The 20,833-nt window shown below is 67.2% G+C and carries 20 protein-coding genes; 9 read left to right on the plus strand and 11 right to left on the minus strand.

What is annotated here, in order from left to right:
• Nucleotide 1: 1 nt before the first annotated feature.
• Nucleotides 2-1,141 carry a galactose-1-phosphate uridylyltransferase gene (gene galT, locus H7J86_RS19685; protein ID WP_267292756.1) on the plus strand — a complete coding sequence of 380 codons (1,140 nt, stop codon included), beginning with the start codon at nucleotides 2-4 and terminating at the stop codon, nucleotides 1,139-1,141.
• Complete coding sequence (locus tag H7J86_RS19690) at nucleotides 1,138-2,355, plus strand: galactokinase (protein WP_267292758.1); 1,218 nt, start codon at nucleotides 1,138-1,140, stop codon at nucleotides 2,353-2,355. The genes galT and H7J86_RS19690 overlap by 4 nt, the downstream gene beginning before the upstream one ends.
• Here H7J86_RS19690 and H7J86_RS19695 read toward each other — a convergent pair.
• Genes H7J86_RS19695 through H7J86_RS19720 form a run of 6 tightly spaced genes read right to left on the minus strand, consistent with a single transcriptional unit; the run spans nucleotide 2,349 to nucleotide 8,854 of the window.
• Nucleotides 2,349-3,281, minus strand: coding sequence for an aldose 1-epimerase family protein (locus H7J86_RS19695; RefSeq protein ID WP_267292760.1), 933 nt, complete (start codon nucleotides 3,279-3,281; stop codon nucleotides 2,349-2,351). The genes H7J86_RS19690 and H7J86_RS19695 overlap by 7 nt on opposite strands.
• On the minus strand, nucleotides 3,282-4,286 hold the full coding sequence (locus tag H7J86_RS19700) for a LacI family DNA-binding transcriptional regulator (RefSeq protein ID WP_187096881.1): 1,005 nt from the start codon (nucleotides 4,284-4,286) through the stop codon (nucleotides 3,282-3,284).
• Between the two features lie 20 nt (nucleotides 4,287-4,306).
• Nucleotides 4,307-5,290 carry an ABC transporter permease subunit gene (locus H7J86_RS19705; protein WP_267292762.1) on the minus strand — a complete coding sequence of 328 codons (984 nt, stop codon included), beginning with the start codon at nucleotides 5,288-5,290 and terminating at the stop codon, nucleotides 4,307-4,309.
• Entirely contained in the window at nucleotides 5,287-6,351 is a 1,065-nt protein-coding gene (locus H7J86_RS19710; protein ID WP_267292764.1) for an ABC transporter permease, read from the minus strand. Before H7J86_RS19710 ends, H7J86_RS19705 begins: the two co-directional genes overlap by 4 nt.
• Nucleotides 6,348-7,859, minus strand: coding sequence for a sugar ABC transporter ATP-binding protein (locus H7J86_RS19715; protein ID WP_267292766.1), 1,512 nt, complete (start codon nucleotides 7,857-7,859; stop codon nucleotides 6,348-6,350). The genes H7J86_RS19710 and H7J86_RS19715 overlap by 4 nt, the downstream gene beginning before the upstream one ends.
• Nucleotides 7,860-7,870: 11 nt before the next feature.
• Nucleotides 7,871-8,854 carry an ABC transporter substrate-binding protein gene (locus tag H7J86_RS19720; RefSeq protein WP_090354823.1) on the minus strand — a complete coding sequence of 328 codons (984 nt, stop codon included), beginning with the start codon at nucleotides 8,852-8,854 and terminating at the stop codon, nucleotides 7,871-7,873.
• Nucleotides 8,855-9,195: 341 nt separating this feature from the next.
• Between H7J86_RS19720 and araB the strand changes: the two genes are divergently transcribed.
• Genes araB through araA form a run of 3 tightly spaced genes read left to right on the plus strand, consistent with a single transcriptional unit; the run spans nucleotide 9,196 to nucleotide 13,075 of the window.
• Nucleotides 9,196-10,878, plus strand: coding sequence for a ribulokinase (gene araB, locus H7J86_RS19725; RefSeq protein WP_187096878.1), 1,683 nt, complete (start codon nucleotides 9,196-9,198; stop codon nucleotides 10,876-10,878).
• Nucleotides 10,875-11,558, plus strand: coding sequence for an L-ribulose-5-phosphate 4-epimerase (locus tag H7J86_RS19730; protein WP_090354827.1), 684 nt, complete (start codon nucleotides 10,875-10,877; stop codon nucleotides 11,556-11,558). Before araB ends, H7J86_RS19730 begins: the two co-directional genes overlap by 4 nt.
• Complete coding sequence (gene araA, locus H7J86_RS19735) at nucleotides 11,558-13,075, plus strand: L-arabinose isomerase (RefSeq protein ID WP_267292768.1); 1,518 nt, start codon at nucleotides 11,558-11,560, stop codon at nucleotides 13,073-13,075. Before H7J86_RS19730 ends, araA begins: the two co-directional genes overlap by 1 nt.
• 3 nt (nucleotides 13,076-13,078) lie before the next feature.
• Here the strand turns inward: araA and H7J86_RS19740 are convergent, their stop codons facing one another.
• A complete protein-coding gene (locus H7J86_RS19740) occupies nucleotides 13,079-13,873 on the minus strand; it encodes a TIGR03621 family F420-dependent LLM class oxidoreductase (protein ID WP_267292770.1) in 795 nt (264 codons plus the stop codon).
• Between the two features lie 141 nt (nucleotides 13,874-14,014).
• Between H7J86_RS19740 and H7J86_RS19745 the strand changes: the two genes are divergently transcribed.
• From H7J86_RS19745 to H7J86_RS19760, 4 genes are all read left to right on the plus strand, one after another.
• A complete protein-coding gene (locus H7J86_RS19745) occupies nucleotides 14,015-14,707 on the plus strand; it encodes a FadR/GntR family transcriptional regulator (protein WP_267292772.1) in 693 nt (230 codons plus the stop codon).
• Between the two features lie 97 nt (nucleotides 14,708-14,804).
• A complete protein-coding gene (locus H7J86_RS19750; RefSeq protein WP_090354832.1) occupies nucleotides 14,805-16,238 on the plus strand; it encodes a glutamine synthetase family protein in 1,434 nt (477 codons plus the stop codon).
• Nucleotides 16,239-16,240: 2 nt separating this feature from the next.
• The gene (locus tag H7J86_RS19755) at nucleotides 16,241-17,266 is read left to right on the plus strand and encodes a carbon-nitrogen hydrolase family protein (protein WP_090354834.1); all 1,026 of its coding nucleotides are present in this window, start codon (nucleotides 16,241-16,243) and stop codon (nucleotides 17,264-17,266) included.
• A complete protein-coding gene (locus tag H7J86_RS19760) occupies nucleotides 17,263-17,979 on the plus strand; it encodes a type 1 glutamine amidotransferase (RefSeq protein ID WP_090354836.1) in 717 nt (238 codons plus the stop codon). The genes H7J86_RS19755 and H7J86_RS19760 overlap by 4 nt, the downstream gene beginning before the upstream one ends.
• Here the strand turns inward: H7J86_RS19760 and H7J86_RS19765 are convergent.
• From H7J86_RS19765 to H7J86_RS19780, 4 genes are all read right to left on the minus strand, one after another.
• On the minus strand, nucleotides 17,918-18,976 hold the full coding sequence (locus H7J86_RS19765; RefSeq protein ID WP_267292775.1) for a poly-gamma-glutamate hydrolase family protein: 1,059 nt from the start codon (nucleotides 18,974-18,976) through the stop codon (nucleotides 17,918-17,920). The genes H7J86_RS19760 and H7J86_RS19765 overlap by 62 nt on opposite strands.
• Nucleotides 18,977-20,203 carry an Nramp family divalent metal transporter gene (locus tag H7J86_RS19770; RefSeq protein ID WP_090354838.1) on the minus strand — a complete coding sequence of 409 codons (1,227 nt, stop codon included), beginning with the start codon at nucleotides 20,201-20,203 and terminating at the stop codon, nucleotides 18,977-18,979. It abuts the gene before it with no gap.
• A gap of 81 nt (nucleotides 20,204-20,284) precedes the next feature.
• Nucleotides 20,285-20,524 (minus strand): hypothetical protein, encoded by a 240-nt coding sequence (locus H7J86_RS19775; RefSeq protein WP_267292777.1) that lies wholly within the window; start codon nucleotides 20,522-20,524, stop codon nucleotides 20,285-20,287.
• 8 nt (nucleotides 20,525-20,532) lie between these two features.
• Complete coding sequence (locus H7J86_RS19780; protein ID WP_267292779.1) at nucleotides 20,533-20,826, minus strand: hypothetical protein; 294 nt, start codon at nucleotides 20,824-20,826, stop codon at nucleotides 20,533-20,535.
• Nucleotides 20,827-20,833 lie beyond the last annotated feature (7 nt).

A 20,833-nucleotide genomic window follows, 5' to 3' on the forward strand; every position in this document is an offset into this window, starting at 1 on the left:
CGTGCCCACACCGCCTACCGTCACGACCGCAACCGTCCGCAAGACCGTCACCACCCTGGCAGACGGCCGCCGGCTCATCTACTTCGACGAACTCGACAGCGGAGGGCGGATGCGGCGGACCGGAGGGCTCACCGACACCAGGCCGCTGGAACCCGCGGTGTCGGAATCGCAGCTGCGCTACGACGTGCTCACCGGCGAATGGGTGACCATCGCCGCGCATCGGATGGACCGGACATTCCTGCCGGGCCCGGACGAATCGCCACTGGCACCCACCCGGCCGGGCCGGCCGGCCACCGAGATACCCGCCGCCGACTACGACGTTGTCGTCTTCGAAAACCGTTTCCCCGCATTGTCCTCCCGTGCAGCGGCAACCGACACCCATGTCGACGGTGAGCCGCTGTGGCCGCAGGTACCGGGTACGGGCAGCTGCGAGGTGGTGTGCTTCACCAGCGATCCCGATGCCAGCTTCGCCACCCTGGGGCATCGGCGGGCGCGCACCGTCATCGAGGCGTGGGCGGACCGCACCGCCGAACTGTCGGCGGTACCCGGTGTGCAACAGGTGTTCTGCTTCGAGAATCGCGGTCGCGAGATCGGGGTGACGCTCACCCATCCGCACGGCCAGATCTACGCCTATCCGTTCCTGCCGCAGCGGACCCAGGCAATGGTTCGGCAGGCGCGCCGCCACGCCGCCAGCACCGGTCGCAACCTGTACGACGATATCCTTGGCGCCGAACGCGATTCGGGACGCCGGCTGCTTGTGACCGCTGAGCACTGGACCGCGTTCGTCCCCGCCGCCGCGCGCTGGCCGCTGGAGATACACCTTGTGCCGCATCGTGATGTGCCGGATTTCCCCGCGCTGACCGATGCCGAACGGGACGAGCTGGCCACGATCTACCTGCAGTTGCTCGGCAGGGTCGACCGCTTCTTCGACGGGGTCGACCAGACTCCGTACATCGCGGCATGGCACCAGGCACCGGTCGGACCCGACCGTGCCCACGGACGGCTGCACCTTCAGTTGTTCTCCCTCATGCGTGCGCCCGGCCGGATGAAGTACCTGGCCGGTTCGGAATCCGCGATGGGGGCATGGGTCAACGACACCACTCCGGAACACATCGCCGACCGGCTTCGGGAGATCGCATGAGGGCACCGACGATGAACAACCTTGATCTGGTGGCTCCTGCTGCGCCCGACGAACTCTGTGGTCGGGCCGACGACCTGTTCCGGGAGCGCTTCGGCGGGGCGCCGGACGGGGTGTGGATGGCGCCGGGCCGGGTCAACCTGATCGGCGAGCATATCGACTACATCGGCGCCTCGGTGATGCCCTTCGCGTTGCCCTACGCCACCGCCGTCGCGGTCCGGGTGCACAACGAGGACCGGGTCCGGCTGGCGTCGACCGGTCACCAGGACCACTGGGAGGGCGGCGGTGCGGATATCGGGCCACACCGGCCGAACGGGTGGGCCGGGTACGTCGCCGGGGTGCCGTGGGCGATGACCTACCACGACACCATCGCCCGGATACCGGGTCTGGACATCGCCGTGCATTCGTCGGTGCCGCAGGGCGCCGGCTTGTCGAGCTCGGCCGCGCTGGAAACGGCGACCGCGCTGGCGATCGCCGAGTTGTTCGGCGCGGCGACCGACGATTCCGGGCGCCGCACGCTGGCCCGCGATTGCATCACCGCCGAGAACGTCGTGGTCGGTGCCGCCACCGGTGGCATGGATCAGTCCGCCGCTCTGCGTGCCCGCGCCGGTCATGTGATGCTCTTGGACTGCAACACCTTTGGTGTGGAACACCTGAAACTCGACTGCCGGCCTGCGGGAGTGGTCCTTCTGGTGATCAACACCAACGCGCCGCACCGGCTGGTCGAAGGGTCCTACGGGCTGCGGCGGTCTCGGGTGGAGCGGGTGTGCGCGCGCATCGGCCGCTCGGCACTGCTGCACACCGATGATGTCGACGCGGTGTTGAACTGCGCCGGAACCGACGACCCGCCGCTGCGGCGCGCGTTGCGGCATGTCCTGACCGAGATCCGCCGGGTCAGCGCGGTCACCGATCTGCTGCGCGCGGATGAGATCGCCGCCATCGGACCACATCTGAGCGCCTCGCATGCGTCGCTGCGCGACGATCTGGTGGTCAGTTCGCCGGAGCTGGACACTGCGGTGGACGCCGCCCTGGATGCGGGCGCACTGGGGGCGCGGATGATCGGTGGCGGGTTCGGCGGTTCGGCGCTGGCGTTGGTCAGGACCGAACGATTGCGGGACGTCATCGAAGCCGTCGGCCGGGCCGCCCAGGACCACCGGCTACCGAAACCGGATTTCCTGTGCGGTATCCCGAGCGGGGCGGCGCGCCGCGTCTACTGAGCGGTGCCGCGGTAGCGGATCGACCAAGATGCCGACCAGTCCTGGCCGGGCTCAAGCCACCGCAGGCCGGCCCCACTGTTGAGGGCGTCGGCGGGGGCGGTCATCGGTTCCACCGCAATCGCGGTGCTGAACCCGTCACCGACCGGATAGCGGCGGGTGGTGAACACCTGGAGATAGCCGAATTGTTCATCGGCCCACAGGGATACCGTCCGACCGTCGGGTGCGCTCAAGGTGTGTGTGCTACCGCCGTCGCTTATGTGCAGACCAGTCCAGGCATCGTCCAGGTCGAGATCGGCAACCAGACGCCCGGCGCGGAGATCCCAGTAACCGCCGTGCACCGGGCTGACCCCGACGGGGTTGAGGCGGTCGTCCACATCGATGTGGTCATCGGCGGCGACGGTCAATGTCAGTGCGGCCGTGGGCACATCGCCGATGCACAGGAACGGGTGGGTGCCGATGCCGACGGGCGCGGTCTCCGGTCCGGTGTTCGCGACGGTGTGCGTGACGTGCAGACCGTCGTCGACCAGGGCATAGCGGACCCGGGTGTCCAGCTGAAACGGGTACCCGTGTTGCGGAAAGACCTGCGCCCCGAGGACTGCACAGGAATCTGTGTGCTCCAGGAGCCGATACTCGGTGAAGCACAGGAGTCCGTGCAGGGCGTTGGCGCGCCGCGGTTCGGTGATATCGAGATACTGCGTGACGCCACCGTGCGTCCAGCGGCCGTCGCGTACCCGGTTGGGCCATGGCATCAGCACCGTGCCCGAGTAGAACGGCCGCAGCACGTCGGGTCGGTAGCCCGGGGTGAGATCGACACCGTCCACCGACAGCTGCCGGATCGCCGCGCCCACTCCGGTGAGCACGGCGCGCACCCCGCCGGCCGACAGCTCGTATTCGAGGCCGTGGGCGGTGACCTCGGCGGTACGCATCTAAGCCGTCCCCGGCGGGGGCGCCGTGCTGTCCCGCACCACGAGATCCGCGCCCAGCAGCGCCGTCTCGCATTCGGTATCGGACAGTTGAGCTTTCACCAGGGCAATGGCGCGATGGCCGACCGCGGCGAAGTCCTGGCGGATGGTGGTCAGCGCGGGGATGAGATAGGGCGCTTCGGGGATGTCGTCGAAGCCCACCACACTGACCTCGTCGGGCACCCGGCGGCCGGCCTCGGCCAGCGCGTGCAGCACCCCGATGGCCATGTGGTCGTTGGCGACGAAGATCCCGGTGATATCGGGATCGGCCGCGATCTGTTGGCCGAGTTCGTACCCACGCCCCGCGCTCCAGTCACCGCGCCACTGTGGGCGCGGCGCCAATCGCGCGGCGAGCATCGCGTCGAGGTATCCCTTGGTGCGCGCCGTCGCCTCCGGCCAGCCATCGGGACCACTGACATGGGCTATCTCGGTGTGGCCGAGGTCGATCAGATGCTGCGTGGCCGTGCGGGCGGCACCGATCTGGTCGACCCCGACCGACAACCCGGACCCGGACAGATCACCTTCCACCACGATCACCGGCACCCCGAAATCCTCGGAGCTCACCACGTTGAGGGCGTCCTGCTGTGCCACGATCATCACGATGGCTTCCACCGCCAGCCGCGACAGATGATCCAGCGCGCTGCGAATCTCCTGTCGGGTCAACGACGCCAATGTCACCGAGCTCGAGAAGAAACCCGCCTCCCGGGCCGACTCCTCCACCGAGCGTTGGGTGCTCGCCGGGCCATACTGGGCGGTGCTGCTGCCGATGATCCCGATGATGCCCGACCTGCTCGTGACCAGCGCGCGGGCCACGCTGTTGGGGCGGTAGCCGAGTTGGGCGATGGCGTGCTCCACCCGTTCCCGGGTGGCGGGCCGGATACTGGGGGAGCCGTTGATCACCCGCGACACCGTCTGATGGGACACCCCGGCGAGCCGGGCAACGTCGGACATGACTGGCTTGCGGCTCATCGACCTATTATTGCCGGGGCTCATGACGTCGGCCGCACCAAGACACGCTGGACCAGAACGAATATCAGCAACAGTGCGCCGGTCATGATGCGGGTCCAGTAGGAATCGAGATTGGCCGCGGTGACGAACGTCTCGATGGTGCCCAGTACCAGCACCCCGATCAGGGCGCCCGCGACGTAGCCCACGCCTCCGGCCAGGATGACACCGCCGATCACGGCCGCGGCGATAGCATCCAACTCCAGCCCGATTCCGTTGTTGCTGTAGCCCGAGAGCTTTTGCACGGCCAGCAGGACGCCCGCCAGCGATGCGCAGAATCCGCTGATGACGTACACCGATATCCGGGTCGCCGCCGCGTCCAAACCCATCAGCTGTGCCGACTGCCGGTTACCGCCGACCGCGTACACCGTTCTGCCGAACCGGGTCAGGTGCAGGACGTACAGCGCGACCACCACCACGACGAGCGCGATGACCACCGGCCAACGGATGAATTTGTCGTCGTAGAGGTACAGGTAGTGCAGACCCAGGGTGCGCACCGCCGGGTCCTTGATGGGCAGTGAATCGACGCTGACGACGTAACACATCCCGCGCGCCAGGAACATGCCGGCCAATGTCGCGACGAACGGCTGGACATCGAAGCGTTCGATCATCACGCCCATCACCAGTCCCAGTGCGGGACCGACGAGCATGACGGTGATGATGGCGACGGAGGTGGGCCAGCCCTGTTGCAGGGTCTTGGCCAGGATGACCGTCGACAGCGCGACTACCGACCCGACGCTCAGATCGATACCGCCGGTGAGGATCACGAAGGTCATCCCGACGGCCAGCACGATGAGATAGGAGTTGTCGACGAACAGATTGAGGAAAACCTGTGTGGGGCTGGAGAAATCGTAACGATTGAGGACGCCGCCGAACATCACGGCGAACAATGCCAGGGTGGCCAGCGGTCCGGTGTACTTTCCGGTCGCCAGCTTACGGATCCGGGGTGGGGCGAGGGTGGTCGTCATGCGGGCACCTTCGGCTCGGTCCGGCGGGCACGTGTCGGTGCGGTCGGAGGTCCGGACGTGGGACGTCGGCGGCCGCGGGTGAACGACGCGCGGAACTTCGCCGACTGCATGAGACAGACCGCGACCACCACAACGGATTTGAACACCAGCGTGACCTCAGGTCGGATACCCAGCGTGTAGACGGTGGTGGTCAGCGCCTGAATGATCAACGCGCCCAGCAGGGTCCCGGTGAGGCTGTAGCGGCCGCCGAGCAGTGAGGTGCCCCCGATCACGACCGCCAGGATGGCATCCATCTCGATCCACAGCCCGGCGTTGTTGGCGTCGGCGGCGGAGATGTTCGAGGCGATCATCAGGCCGGCGATGCCGGCGCACAGCGCGCAGAACAGATACACCGCGAAAACGATGGTCCGGCTGCGTACCCCGGCCAGCCGGCCTGCCTCGGGATTGATCCCGACGGCCTCCAGCAGCATGCCCAGCGCCGTGCGGCGGGTGAGCAGGCCGATCAGCACGAATATCGACAGACTCACCAGGATCGCGACCGGCAGGCCCAGAAAGTAGCCCGCCCCCAGCATCTTGAACGGGGCGCTGGTGACGGTGACGATCTGGCCTTCGGTGACGAACAGCGCGATACCGCGTCCCGCGGTCATCAGGACCAGCGTGGCGATGATGGGTTGGATACCCAGCACCGCCACCAGGGTGGCGTTCCACAGACCCAGCACGGCGGCCGCCAGTACGGCCAAGGCCATCGCCGTCAGCACCGTGGCCACGCTGTCGGGCTGGGATGAGCCGGCGATGTGGGCGCACGCCACGGCGCCGGCGATCGCCACCACCGCGCCGACGGACAGATCGATGCCGCGGGAGGCGATCACCAGCGTCATGCCCAGCGCGACGAGGAGTGTCGGCGCACCGTTGCGCAGGATGTCGATGAGACTGCCGTACAAGTGCCCGTTCTGGACGCGCACACTGAGAAAACCGGGGGACAGCACGGCGTTCGCGGCGAGCAGCGCGATGAGCGCCAATGCGGGCCAGAACAATTGGTGTGCGGCGATCCTTCTGGTCATGACGGGCTCGCCGCGATCAGTTCGTGCAGGTCGGGCTGTTGGTCGGTATCGACCTGGGCGACGTTGCGACGGTCCCGCATCACCGCGATGCGATGGGACACCCGGGTCACCTCCTCAAGCTCGGCGGAGATGAACAGCACGGCCATCCCGCCGGCGGCCAACTCCGTGACAAGTTGCTGGATCTGGGTTTTCGCGCCGATGTCGATACCCCGGGTGGGCTCGTCGAGGATGAACAGCTGCGGTTCGGTGATGAGCCAGCGGGCCAGCAGCACCTTCTGCTGATTGCCGCCGCTCAGGTTCTTCATCAGGGCATCGGGCCGGCGCGGCCGGATGTCGAAGGCCTCCATGTACTTGTCGACCAGTTCGTCCTTGGCTCGCGCCGACAACGGCCGGGCGAAGCCGCGGCGGGCCTGCAGCGCGAGCACCAGGTTGTCCCGAACGGTGAGTTCCCCGAAAACTCCGTCTTCCTTGCGGTTCTCGGAGGTGAATGCGAACCGGTGATCGATGGCGGTGCGCGGCGTCCGCATGATCACCCGTTTGCCGTCGACACACAGTTGACCGGCGGTGGCGCGGTCGGCCCCGAAGATCAGCCGGGCCAGTTCGGTGCGGCCCGATCCCAGCAGCCCGGCCAGCCCGATGATCTCGCCGCGGCGGATATCGAGGGTGACCGGTTCCACCGCGGGCACCCGGCCCAAACCCTGGAGTGACACCACCGGCGTGCCGGTCACCTCGATTGCCGCCGTGGTGTCGGCGACCTCGTCGAGAGCGTCGACAGCGCGGCCCAGCATGGCGGTGACCAGGCCGACTCGGGGTAGCTCGGTGGTCAGGTACTCTCCGACCAGTTTTCCGTTGCGTAGCACCGTGATCCGGTCGGAGATCGCATAGATTTGATCGAGGAAGTGCGAGACGAACAGGATCGCCGTCCCGGCGTCGCGCAGCCGGCGGATGACACCGAACAGTTCGCTGACCTCACCGGCGTCCAGGCTGGAGGTGGGTTCGTCGAGGATGAGTACCGCCGACCGCATGGCGGTGGCCCGCGTGATCGCCACCAACTGTTGCACCGCGATGGGATGGGCGCCCAGCCGTGACCGGGAGTCGATGTCGAGTTCGAGCTGGGCGAGGAGTTCGCCGGCCCGGCGGTGCAGGGCGCGGTAGTCGATATGCCCCCACCGTCGCGGTTCTCTGCCGAGCAGGATGTTCTCGCCGACCGAGAGGTTCGGGCACAGGTTCACCTCCTGGTAGACGGTGCTGATACCGGCTTCCTGGGATTGGCGCGGCCCCGTGAAGGACCGTGGCGTGCCGTCGACGATGATCTGCCCGGAGTCGATGGGATACACCCCGGTCAACGCCTTGATCAGGGTGGACTTGCCGGCGCCGTTCTCACCCATCAGGGCGTGCACCTCGCCGGGCAGTAACCGGAAGTCCACGGCATCAAGCGCTTTGACTCCGGGGAACTCGACACAGATGTCCCGCATCTCGACGACGGGTACGGGCTCCTTCGCGGGCATATCCCCGCCGCTCAGTACTGACGTCCGGGCAGCGCTTTGATCGCCTGCTGCTGGTCGAAGGCCTCGTCGGGAACGACGACACGGGCCGGTACCTGCTCACCCGCGGCCACCTGCTTCACCAGGTCCATGAGTTTCGGCCCGAGCAGTGGGTTGCATTCGACGATGTAGTTGAACTTCCCGTCGGCCAGTGCCTGCATCCCGTCGTGGGTGGCGTCGACCGCGACGATCTTGATGTCCTTGCCGGGGACCTTGCCCGCGGCCTCGATGGCCTCCATGGCACCCAGACCCATATCGTCGTTCTGCGCGAACACCACATCGATCTTCGGGGTCGATTTCAGCAGGGCTTCCATCACCTGCTTGCCGCCGGAGCGGGTGAAATCACCGGTCTGCGAGGCCACGATCCGCAGGTTCGGGTTCGACGAAATGCCTTGCTTGAAACCGGTGTCGCGGTCGATGGCCGGGTCGGCGCCGGTGGTGCCCTCCAGTTGAACGATGTCGACCTGCCCCGGTGCGCCGGCGTACTGATCGGCCACCCACGTGCCGGCGCGCTTGCCTTCCTCGACGAAATCGGCGCCGATGAACGTCTTGTAGACGTCCTTCTCCTGGGTGTCGATCGCCCGATCGGTGAGAATCACCGGGATCTTGGAGTTCTTGGCCTCCAGAAGCACTGCGTCCCAACCGGTGCGAACCACCGGGCTGAAGGCGATGACATCGACGCCCTGCTGGATGAATGAGCGGATGGCCGAGATCTGCTTCTCCTGTTCGCCGTTGGCATCGGCGAACTTCAGGTCGATGCCGGCGGCCTGCGCGGCGGTCTTGATGGACTGGGTGTTGGCGGTACGCCAACCGCTTTCGGCGCCGACCTGGGCGAAGCCCAGGGTGGTCGCGCCGCCGGCACCACCGCCACCGCCTTCGGGGGCCTTCCCGCTCCCGCAGGCCGCCACGGCGGCGGTGACGGCGGCGATGCCGATGACGGCCGCAAAGGTTCTCTTCACACCTGACTCCTGTTCGTTCCCGGGATCTGCCGCTCGGCCGCGCGCCGATGGCCGGCATCGCCGGCAGGGGAGAAAGTGGCCGGCATCACATTTTGGATGTTAACGATCACCTAGCGGCGGGTCAACCCCGGTCCGGCATTGGTTCTGGTGGTCCGAATCGCTGGTACCGGCCTACGTGAACGGGGTGCACGACCGCACCGGTGGGGTGTGGTGACGACACAAATCGTGCGTTGACCGATCGTGAATGTTCACGTTAACATTCGCAGTGTGATGCAGCGCACAAGCTCGGTAGGGGTGGTCGTGATGGTCCGTTTCCGCACCACGGCGGAGAGGGCGGATCGATGACCAGGGGCAGGTATGTCGTCGGTATCGACTTCGGGACGTTGTCCGGGCGTGCCTTGGTGGTGCGCGTCTCCGACGGGCAGGAACTGGCGTTCGCCGACCACGTGTACCGCCACGGTGTGATCACCGAGGCGCTACCGGGCGTTGCCGACGTCCGGCTCCCACCGGACTATGCGCTGCAGGTGCCCGAGGACTATGTCGACGTGCTGCGGTTTGCGGTGCCGGAGGCGGTCGCCGCGGCGGGTATCGACCCCGCCGACGTCATCGGGGTGGGCACCGATTTCACCGCCTGCACCATGGTGCCCACCCGCGCCGACGGCACTCCGCTGTGTCAGCTGGCCGAATTCGCCGACCGCCCACACGCTTACGCGAAACTGTGGCGTCACCACGCCGCGCAACCGCAGGCCGACCGCATCAACACCCTGGCCGCCGTGCGGGGGGAGGCATGGCTGCCGCGGTACGGCGGATTCATCTCCAGCGAATGGGAATTCGCGAAAGGCCTGCAGATCCTGGAGGAGGACCCACAGGTCTATGCCGCCATCGACCGGTGGGTGGAGGGCGCCGACTGGATCGTCTGGCAGCTCACCGGAACCTATGTGCGCAATGTCAGCACCGCGGGCTACAAGGCGATCCGCCAGGACGGCGCCTATCCGTCCAGGGATTTCCTGGCCGCGCTCAATCCGGCCTTCGTCGATTTCGTCGCCGACAAGATCGAACAACCGATCGCCGCGCTCGGTGCTTCGGCCGGTCACCTGACCGCGCAGGCTTCGGCATGGACCGGGTTGCCCGCCGGAATCCCGGTGGCCGTGGGCAATATCGACGCCCATGTCACCGTGGCCGCTGCAGATGCCGCCGAGCCGGGGCGCCTGGTCGCGATCATGGGCACCTCCACATGCCACGTGATGAACGCCCGTGAGGTCCGCGACGTACCGGGCATGTGCGGCGTGGTCGACGGCGGCATCACCATGGGACTCTGGGGCTACGAAGCGGGGCAGTCCGGCGTCGGCGACATCTTCGCCTGGTTCACCAAATCCAGTGTGCCCGAGCAGTACACGCGGGAAGCGCAGCAGCGCGGTATATCGGTACATGAGCACCTGTCGGAGTTGGCCGCCCAGCAGGAGATCGGTCAACACGGACTGGTCGCCTTGGACTGGCACAGCGGTAACCGCTCGGTGCTGGTCGACCATCACCTGTCGGGGGTGATCGTCGGGCAGAGCCTGGACACCACCTGTGTCGACCAGTACCGCGCACTGCTGGAGGCGACCGCATACGGCACCCGGATGATCGTCGAGACCTTCAACCGCGCGGGAGTCCCGGTCGAGGAGCTCGTGGTCGCCGGCGGGTTGATCAAAAACCGTCTGCTGATGCAGATCTACGCCGATATCACCGGATTACCGCTGTCCTGCGTGACCTCGGCGCAAGGGCCCGCTCTCGGCGCCGCCATCCATGCGGCAACCGCGGCCGGTATCTACCCCGATGTGCCCACCGCGTCGGCCCAGATGGGCGGACGCACCCGAAATGCGTTCCTGCCGATCCCGGAGAACGTCGAACGCTACAACGCCCTGTACGCCGAGTACGTGGCGCTGCACGACTGGTTCGGTCGGGGAAACCCGATGATGCGCAGGCTGCGGGCGATCCGCGCGGCGGCCGGCCAACCCGATATGGCGAGGATTACCCAGTGACCGTGACATCAGAAGTGTCCCAAGCGATTACCCAGCTTCGGCGACAGGTGTGCGATCTGCACGCCGAGCTGACCCGCTACCAGCTGGTGATCTGGACCGCGGGCAACGTCTCGGCCCGCGTTCCCGACCGGGAACTCATGGTCATCAAACCGTCCGGTGTCTCCTATGATTCGATGACGCCCGAGCAGATGGTGGTCTGCGACCTGCACGGTGAACTGGTCGACGGGGAACTCGCGCCCTCCTCGGACACCGCGGCGCACGCCTACGTCTACCGTCATATGCCGGAGGTCGGGGGCGTGGTGCACACCCACTCGACATATGCCACGGCCTGGGCGGCGGTCGGGGAGCCCATCCCGTGCATCCTGACGATGATCGCCGACGAGTTCGGCGGTGAGATACCCGTCGGCCCGTTCGCTCCCATCGGGGACGACTCGATCGGGCGCGGGATCGTGGAGACGCTGCGCGGCAGCCGTTCTGCGGCCGTGCTGATGGCAAATCACGGCCCCTTCACCATCGGACCGGATGCCCGGTCGGCCGTCAAGGCCGCGGTCATGCTCGAAGACGTCGCGCGCACCGCCTACCTCAGTCGCCAGCTCGGCCGCCCTGCGGAACTCTCGGCCGGCGATGTCACCGCGCTCTACGAGCGCTACCAGAATGTCTACGGACAGAAAGAGGGCTGATGTCCAAGATCATGGAAAGTCCTGCCAGAAAAGAGATCTGGTTCGTCACCGGCAGCCAGTCGCTGTACGGTCAGGAGATCCTGGACCAGGTTGCCGAGCAATCACGGGTCATCGCCGACCGGCTGGACGCCAGCGCGGACCTGCCGGTCCCGGTGGTGTGGAAGCCTGTCGTCACCACCGGTGATTCCATCTACCGATTGCTCAGCGAGGCGGGTACCAGCGATGAGTGCGTGGGTGTGATCGCCTGGATGCACACCTTCTCGCCGGCCAAGATGTGGATCCGGGGGCTGAACGCGCTGCGCCAGCCGCTGCTGCACTTCCACACCCAGTTCGGCGTCGAGATCCCCTGGGACACCATCGACATGGACTTCATGAACCTCAACCAGGCGGCGCATGGGGATCGCGAGTTCGGCTACATCCAGACGCGGCTGTCGGTGCCGCGCACCACGATCGCCGGCCACGTCGGTAATCCCGATACCACCGCGCGGATCGGTTCGTGGGCGCGGTCCGCGCTGGCCGCCGCGGACCTGCGCGGCATGCGGCTTGCCCGGTTCGGCGACAACATGCGCGATGTCGCGGTGACCGAAGGTGACAAGGTGGAAGCCGAATCCCGGTTCGGTATCTCGGTGAACTCGTACTCGGTCAACGATCTCGTGGCCTCGGTCAACAGCGCCGCCGATACCGATATCGACAAGCTGGTGCAGGAGTACCAGGACCGATACGTCGTCGCCGTGGAGTTGCGCCCCGGCAACGAGCGACACGACACCCTGCGCGAGGCCGCACGCATCGAGATCGGTCTGCGGCAGTTCCTCGAAGAGGGTGGATTCAGCGCGTTCACCACCAACTTCGAGGACCTCGGTGGCCTGCGCCAGCTGCCGGGCATCGCCGTGCAACGGTTGATGGCCGACGGCTACGGCTTCGGTGCGGAGGGCGACTGGAAGACCGCCGCCATGGTGCGTGCCGTCAAGACCATGGCTACCGGGCTGCCCGGTGGTACGTCGTTCATGGAGGACTACACCTACGACCTCACCCCCGGTGCGGAGTCGATCCTCGGAGCCCACATGCTCGAGGTGTGCCCCAGCATCGCCGCGCACACCCCGACCGTGGAAGCGCATCCACTCGGCATCGGTGGCCGGGAGGACCCGGTCCGGCTGCGTTTCACCGCCGCGCCCGGTGACGCCGTGGTGCTGGGTATCTGCGATGTCGGTGGACGGTTCCGGTTGGTGGCCAACGAAGTTCAGGTCATTGAGCCTCCTGCCGCCCTGCCGAGGCTGCCGGTCGCATGTGCGGTGTGGGAACCCCTGCCGTCATGGTCCACCTCGACCGAGACCTGGCTGATGGCCGGCGGGCCGCACCACACCGTGCTCACCACCGCGGTATCGGTGTCCGCGATTCGGGACCTGGCGCTGATCACCGGCACCGAACTCGTGACCATCGACGCCGACACCGTCACCCATGACTTCCAGCGCGAACTGCGGTGGAATTCGGTGTACTACCACCTTGCCGACGGGCTGTGAGGCCTACCTGAGTTCGGCGATCACCTTCCCGAACGCCTCGGCGTGCGCGGACTGCACCACGAAATAGGTGACGCCGTGCTCGTCGCGCAGCCGGCGCAGCTTGTCGGCCTGGTCTGCGGGCGTCCCGGACAGCACGCCCGGGTTGTCGAGCAGTTCCTCGTCGGTCGCGTCCGGTGCGAACCGGCGCGTCATCTTGAGGTCCGGAATCCCGGACCCGTCGGTCGGCACCGCGGTGATGGCCACGTTGAGTTCCAGCGCGTCGAAACGGTCGCCGGCGACGGTGCGCAGGAACGCGAGGCGATCGGCCAGATCGCCGGTGACACCGATGGTGGTGGCCCACCTGGCTGCCACGGTGAGCAGCCGGTCGCCCCCGCCGGCGATCACGATCGGTGCGTCCGGGACGTGCTCGGCCAGATAGGCGGTGACGTGTGCCAGGTAGTCGACGCGCTTCCCGGCGCTGGGGAACGGCAGCTCGGCGGCGTCGAACTCCTCCTTGACGTACCCCGCGCCCAGGCCGACCTCGAACCGGCCGCCGGAGATGTCGTGCAGGGTCTGCACATCGCGGGCCAACAGGGCCGGCTTGTAGAAACAGGCATTGAGTACGAACGTCCCGAGGTGCAGCCGCTCAGTGGCGGTGGCCGCGGCGGTCAGCGCGGGAAACGGAGCGGCGATCCCCAGATGGTCGGGAACGAGCAGGACGTCGTAGCCGAGATGCTCGGCGCGCCGGGCCTCTTCCTGGACGAACCCTGCGGAGGTGGCGTCGCGCATGCTGAAGCCGAACCGGAAGTCATGGGTCATGGGGTGATATTAGGCCGACTAGCTGTTGGAAACTGCCAGTGCGGCAACTTCTTTGGTGCGCGCCCCGGCTGGAGCGCGGTTCGCCGGGCCGATCTGTCAAACTGGTGATCAGAAGATCAGATCAGCGGACAAGGACGGGCGATGGCCGGGATGCGTCAGGTGGACCGCCGGCCGCTCTATGAGCAGGTCAGCGAACGGCTCAGGGAGTTCATCGACACCAGCGGTATGCAACCCGGCGACAAGCTGTCCAACGTGCGCGACCTCGCCGCGCAATTGCAGGTCGGCAGGTCATCGGTGCGGGAGGCGATCAATGCCCTGCGCGCGCAGGGCATTGTCGACGTACGCCACGGTGACGGCATCTACCTCCAGCAGCGTCCGGAAGACGTGATCTCGTCGCTGGCCACCGAACTGGTCGAGACCCATGTGGATCACCCCTACATCTGGGAGACGCGACAGGCGCTGGAAACGCAATGTGCCCGGCTGGCCGCGGTACGTGCCGACGAGAGTGACCTGGCCGAACTGGACGCAGCGCTCGAACAGATGCAAGCCGAGATCGACGCGGGGGAGCCCGGCCTGGACGGTGACCGCCGCTTCCACCTCGGAGTGGCCGCTGCGTCGCACAATCCGGTGCTGATCAAGCTGCTCAAGGGCTTGCGCAAACCGCTCGACCGCACGTCGGAGACCTCGCTCACCCGCCCGGGGCAGCCCAGCCGTTCCCTGGCCGACCACCAGGGCATCCGCGATGCGATCCGGCGCGGTGAGCCGGCCGATGCGGCCGAGAAGATGCTGACGCACCTGGTCAGTACGACCGATCATCTGATCAACAGAGGCTGACGCTTCGAGTCGTGGAGATGGCAGAACGCTGATATAACAAGTCAGGTGATCTGATCACCTGAACTCAGGTCGGTCGGCCGGACGATAAGGATCAGCGATGGGCTCTTCATTCATTGCCACCCACGACCTGTGGTCGCCAGAGCAGAAAGACGCGGGTGAACGACTGATCGCCCGCATCGCAGAGCTCGATCTGCGGCAGGTGCGCATCAGCTGGGGAGATCAACACGGCATCCTGCGCGGCAAGACGCTGGAGGTGAAGCACTTCCTCTCGGCGATGGCCGAGGGTAAGGACTTCCAGACCGCCACCCTGATCTTCGACACCACCAACAATCCCGCGGTGCCGCCGTTCGAGGCCGGCGGCTTCGGCGACGAGCGGCTGACCGGACTGCCCGACGGCGTGCTGGTGCCGGACCCCACCACCTTCCGGGTGCTGCCCTGGGTAGACGGCACCGGCTGGGTGCTCGCCGAGTTCTACTACCGCAACGGCGAGCGGGTGCCGTTCGACACCCGCGGGGTGCTCCAGCGCCAGCTCACCGCACTCGAACGTGACGGCTACACCTACACCACCGGTGCCGAACTCGAGTTCTACCTCACCCGGCTCGTCGACCCGAAGCTCTCGTTCGCCGACTCGGGCTGGCCACCGGCGCCGCCCGAGGTGACGGCGCTGTCCCACGGCTACCAATACCTGACCGAGAATCGCGGCGACGAAGCCGACGGGATCCTGAGCGTCCTGCGCGACCAGATCGTCGCCCTCGGCATGCCGTTGGCCACCATCGAAGACGAATGGGGGCCGGGCCAGGTCGAGATGACCTTCGATCCGCTCCTCGGTATCGCCTCGGCCGACAACGTCCTGCTGATCCGAAGCGCCATCAAGCAGATCTGTCGCAGGCACGGCTACCACGCCACGTTCATGTCCCGGCCCGCGTTTCCCAACATCGTCTCCAGCGGCTGGCATCTGCACCAATCCCTCGGGGATGCCGGCTCGCCCAACATCTTTCCCGGCCAGAACGGCGAGCTGCTCTCGGAGGTGGCGCGGCACTTCATGGCGGGTCTGCTGGAACACGCCAGAGCCAGTTCGGTACTGACCACGCCGACGATCAACGGCTACAAGCGTTACATAGCCAATTCTTTTGCCCCGGACCGGATTGCGTGGGCGGAGGAGAACCGCGGGGCGATGATCCGCGTCTCCGGCGCGCGCGGTGACGGTTCGACGCACCTGGAGAACCGGATCGGCGAGCCCGCTGCCAACCCATACCTGTACCTGGCGTCGCAGTTGATCAGCGGACGTGACGGCATCGCGCGCAAGCTCGATCCGGGGCCGTCGGCCGATGAGGCATACCTGGCCGACGTGCCCCTGGTGCCCGCCACGCTGGAAGAGGCGCTGCGCTGCTTCGACAGCAGCGAGCTGATGCGACGCGAACTCGGCGACGTGTTCGTGAACTACCTGACCACGGTGAAGAAGAAAGAGGTCGCCCGGTTCAACGCCGCCGTCACCGACTGGGAACAGCGCGAATACTTCGAAGTATTCTGACGATGACACTCAAAGTCGTTGCCGAGCATCGCGAATCGACACCCGGACCGCACACGATCACGGTAGCCGCCGCACAACTGGGCGGGCCCTGGCTCAAACCGGCCGCCCGGCTGGCGCGGATCGCGGAGGCGGCGTGGGTCGCCTCCGCCGCCGGCGCCACGCTGATCGCGTATCCGGAAACCTATCTGTCCGGGTACCCGTTCTGGCCGCCGCGCACTGGCGGCGCCCTGTTCGACAGTGCCGACCAAAAAGACTGCTATGCCTACTATCTCGACTCTGCCGTGGAGATCGGCGGCCCCGAACAGCGGGAGATCGAGACCATCGCCGCGGACCTGGGCATCGGCATCATCGTGGGCGTCTCCGAACGGGGGCGTGATGTGGGGACCGGCAGTGTGTGGTGCACCTTGCTGACCATCGACCCGGCCCGGGGCTTGGTGGGGCATCACCGCAAGCTGATTCCCACCTACGACGAGCGACTGGTCTGGGCTCAGGGCGACGGCGCCGGCCTGCGGACACACCGCTTCGGTTCCGCCACGGTGGGCAGCCTGAACTGTTGGGAGAACTGGATGCCGCAGGCGCGCTCGGCGCTGTACGCCCAGGGCGAGACGGTGCATATCGGGTCGTGGCCCGGATCGAGCACCCTGACCGGTGACATCACCCGGTTCGTCGCCGCCGAGGGACGGGTGTTCAGCATCGCGGCCTCTGGCCTGGTCACCGCGGATTCCATCCCCGATGACTTCCCGCTGGCGCAACGCCTTCGCCAAGCCTGCGAACAGACGGTGTTCGACGGGGGCAGCGCAGTGGCGGGGCCGAACGGAAAGTGGCTGATATCCCCGGTGGTCGGGGTGGAGGGGGTGTTGGTCGCCGAACTCGACCTGTCTCGGGTGGCGCAGGAGCGGCTGAACTTCGATGTCACCGGGCACTACGCCCGACCGGATGTGTTCAACACCGAAGTCGACCGAACCCGAAGGGCAGCAGTGTATTTCACCGAAGCTTCGGCCGCTGACGAGGCGAGGTCGTTCCAGTGAACGCGTCAGACCTCGTTCTGGTCCTGCAGCATCAGCATGACGACAGTCCCGGCAACCTCGCGCAGTGGCTCGCCGACCAGGACTGGGACTACCGCGTCGTCGACGTCGAGACCGAGGAGTTCCCGGCCGCGGGCCGGTATCGGGCCATCGCCGTGCTCGGTAGCAAGGAGTCGGCCTACGATCTCGACATCGACTGGATACGAGCCGAACACGACTTCGTCGGAGCCTGTATGGCTGCCGGTACCCCGGTGCTGGGCATCTGTTTCGGCGCACAGTTGTTGGCCTTGCGGCTCGGGGGCCGGGTGAGCCCGATGGGCGGCTCGGAGATCGGCTGGTGTGAGGTGTCCGGGCCGGCGCCATACGGTGGTACGTGGTTCGTCTGGCACGGCGACCACATCACCGCGCCGCCCGGCAGCACGGTACTGGCCGAGACGCCACGCTGTCTGCACGCGTACACCCATGGCGCGCACGTCGGTGTCCAGTTCCACCCGGAAGTCACCGCAGCGTTGGTCGAGGATTGGATGGCCACGCCGTCGAGGAAGGCGGCCCTCGTGGATGCCGGCGGTGACGCAGACGAGATCGCCAGGCGCACAGAGGAACTTGCCTCAAAGGCGACCGCCGCGGCGTGGCGGCTCTACGAGTCGTTCTTCATCAGTGCCAGGAGCGAGCGGCCGCGACCAGTCCGCGGACCAGGGCCGCGGTGGCAGGGGTGAGTCCGTCGGGTCCCACCATTCCGCTGCGCGGACTGAGTCCGCGCACGCGCGGCGGTAATTCGAGTTGAGTGCCGCCCTGCCGGGCGAGGTTCACCGGGTTCTGCGGATGCAGACCGCGCAGTTCACGGGGTATCGCCTCGAGATCGGTCACCAGGTGATGGCCCGGTATCGACAGATGCCGGGCCAGGTGTGCGGCCAGCGCCCGGTTGCCGCCCCCGGCGAGCAGTTGGTTGCTCCGGCCGATGCGGCCGTAGCCGTGCAGGGACACCACGATGTCGACGTGGTCGAGAAATGCCGCAAGGTGTTCGGACTGCTCGGGCAGATACCGGGCGGAGGCCAGGTGGTGCGGATACTCGGCGGGATGACGCACGACATAGGACGACGCCCCGCTGGCCTGGGCGGCGCGTTCGGCGATGACGTCGGTCATCCGTTCCAGCCCGCCGCCGTGGATGGCCAGGAAGCCGAACCGCGATCGCAGGGTCACCGCCTCGGACACCTCGGGGTGGGCCAGGAGTGCGGTGAGTGATTGCGGCGCCGACGCGTGCGCGCCGCGGTCGCGGCGGGGCCAGCCGGCGGGGTCCCATCGGTGCAGGAAGTCGATCCACGCCTGAGGCAGCCCGTGGTGGACGGCGCCGGTGATGATCCGTTCCAGGTAGCCGGGCCGCGGCGGTCCGGGCTCGACGCGCGGATCGATGTAGACCCAGGCGTCGCGCGGGCCGTCCTCGGTGAACACCACCCGGCGGTCGCGCCGGTACCGCACCGGGACTCCTTCGGCGCTGTCCAGGGTGGACAGATCACGGGGGCTGACCCGCCACAGCACACCGTGCACCAGTGTGCCGTCCAGCGGTTCGATCGTGGCCACGCCCCGTTCGTTGATCAACCAGTCGTGATCGGGCAGCGTCGCGGGCCGGGGGTCGGTGGCATCGGGGCAGCGCCGCGCCATCTGGTCCACGCACAGGTTGGACCCGTACGCGAAATAGATGTGCGACAACTTCATTCAGCCTCGCACAGTCAGGTAAATGAGCACGATATTGAGCACGGTGATGACGGCCGCCACCAGCCAGCCCAGTCCGGTGGTGATGCGATGGTTCACGTCGGGGCCCATCAGCGTGCGGTTGCTGGTCAGCCGGACCAGTGGGATGAGCGCGAACGGGATCCCGAACGACAGCACCACCTGGGAGATCACCAGGGCGCGGCTCGGGTCGACACCGATGCCCAGGATGACCAATGCCGGGATGAGCGTCACCAGCCGGCGCAGCAACAGCGGGTAGGTGCGGCGCAGCAGACCCGACATGATCATCGCCCCGGCGTAGGCGCCGACCGAGGTCGAGGCCAGGCCCGAGGCCAGCAGCCCGATCGCGAAGAACAAGGCCACCACCGGGCCAAGGGTGTCGGCCACCGCGGCGTGCGCGCCTTCGATCGAGTCGGTGTTCTCCATACCCTGCAGGTTGGTGGCCGCCACGAGCAGCATGGCGAGGTTCACGGCGCCGGCGATCAGCATCGCGATGCCGACGTCGACGCGGGTGATGCGGAGCAGGCGCCGCCGGGCCGGGCCGGCGTCCGGCTGGCCGTGCCGGTCGCGGGCCAGCCCGGAATGCAGATACACCGCGTGCGGCATGACGGTGGCGCCCAGCATGGCGGCGGCCAGCAGCACGCTCTCCGGGCCGTCGAATCGGGGGATCAGACCCGAGGCGATGTCCGCGGGTGCGGGTGGCTCGACGAACAGGCTGGTGAGAAATCCGATGGCGATGACCAGCAGCAGTCCGGTGATCACCCGCTCGAAGACCTGCTGTCCGCGGCGGTTCTGCACGGCCAGCAGCAGCATGGAGACCACGCCGGTGATGATTCCGCCGACCAGCAGGGGTAGGTCGAAGAGCAGATGCAGGGCGATGGCGCCGCCGACGACCTCGGCCAGGTCGGTGGCCATCGCGACCGTCTCGGCCTGCAACCAGAAGGCGATCCGGGTGGGAGTGCGGGTGTTGTCGGCGATCGCTTCCGGCAGCGAGCGGCCGGTGACCAGCCCGAGTTTGGCTGACAGGTACTGCACCAGCCCGGCCATGACGTTGGCCACCAGGATTACCCAGACCAGCAGGTAACCGAACTGGGCTCCGGCACTCACATTGGCCGCGACGTTGCCGGGATCGACGTAGGCGATGGAGGCGACGAAGGCGGGCCCGAGCAGATACCAGCCCGGCCGTACCCGTGTCTGCGTGTCCTGCAACAACTGACCCTCTCTTCTATCCGGGGCTACGAATAGAAAAGTTAGGGTAGCCGAAACCTTGCGATCGTCACCAGTCGGGTCGGCTCAGCCGAGGCCGATGACGATCCCGCCGCCCCCGTAGGGCCAACCGTAGAACGGGCCGTTGTTGGTGGCGGGAGGCGACGTGACGATCTGGGTGTGCCCGGGCGATGCGCATTGCGTCGTCATCGGGCCGGTGTGCACGCATTGGGGTGCAGCCGCCGCGAGCGGCGCAGAAAGCACTGCCGCCACCGGCACGCCGAGCATCGCGGCGGCGAGCAGGGCCGGTATCACGACGATGCGCATGTGGCCTCCTAGCGGTGACCGCCTCCGCCGCCGTGGTAGCCACCTCCGCCGTCGCCACCGATGATCAGGGCGGGTCCATAGAACTCGTCGTCCCAGGGGTACGGGTAGGTGGGCTCCGGCGGGGAGGCGTTGAGCTGAACGTTGCCGGGCGTGGCGCATTCGGTTGCGGCGCCGCCCATTTCGTTTCCGCCGACGCTGGTACACGAAGGCAGGTTGGAATCGGACGTGGAGTCCGGGTCGGCTGCGGCGGTCGGTGCGAGCACCACGGCGGCCGCAGCAAGGAGTGAAGGCAGAACGAACATTGACCGC

Source organism: Mycobacterium hackensackense, assembly GCF_025822555.1.
In the GTDB taxonomy this organism is placed as follows: Bacteria; Actinomycetota; Actinomycetes; order Mycobacteriales; family Mycobacteriaceae; genus Mycobacterium; species Mycobacterium fluoranthenivorans.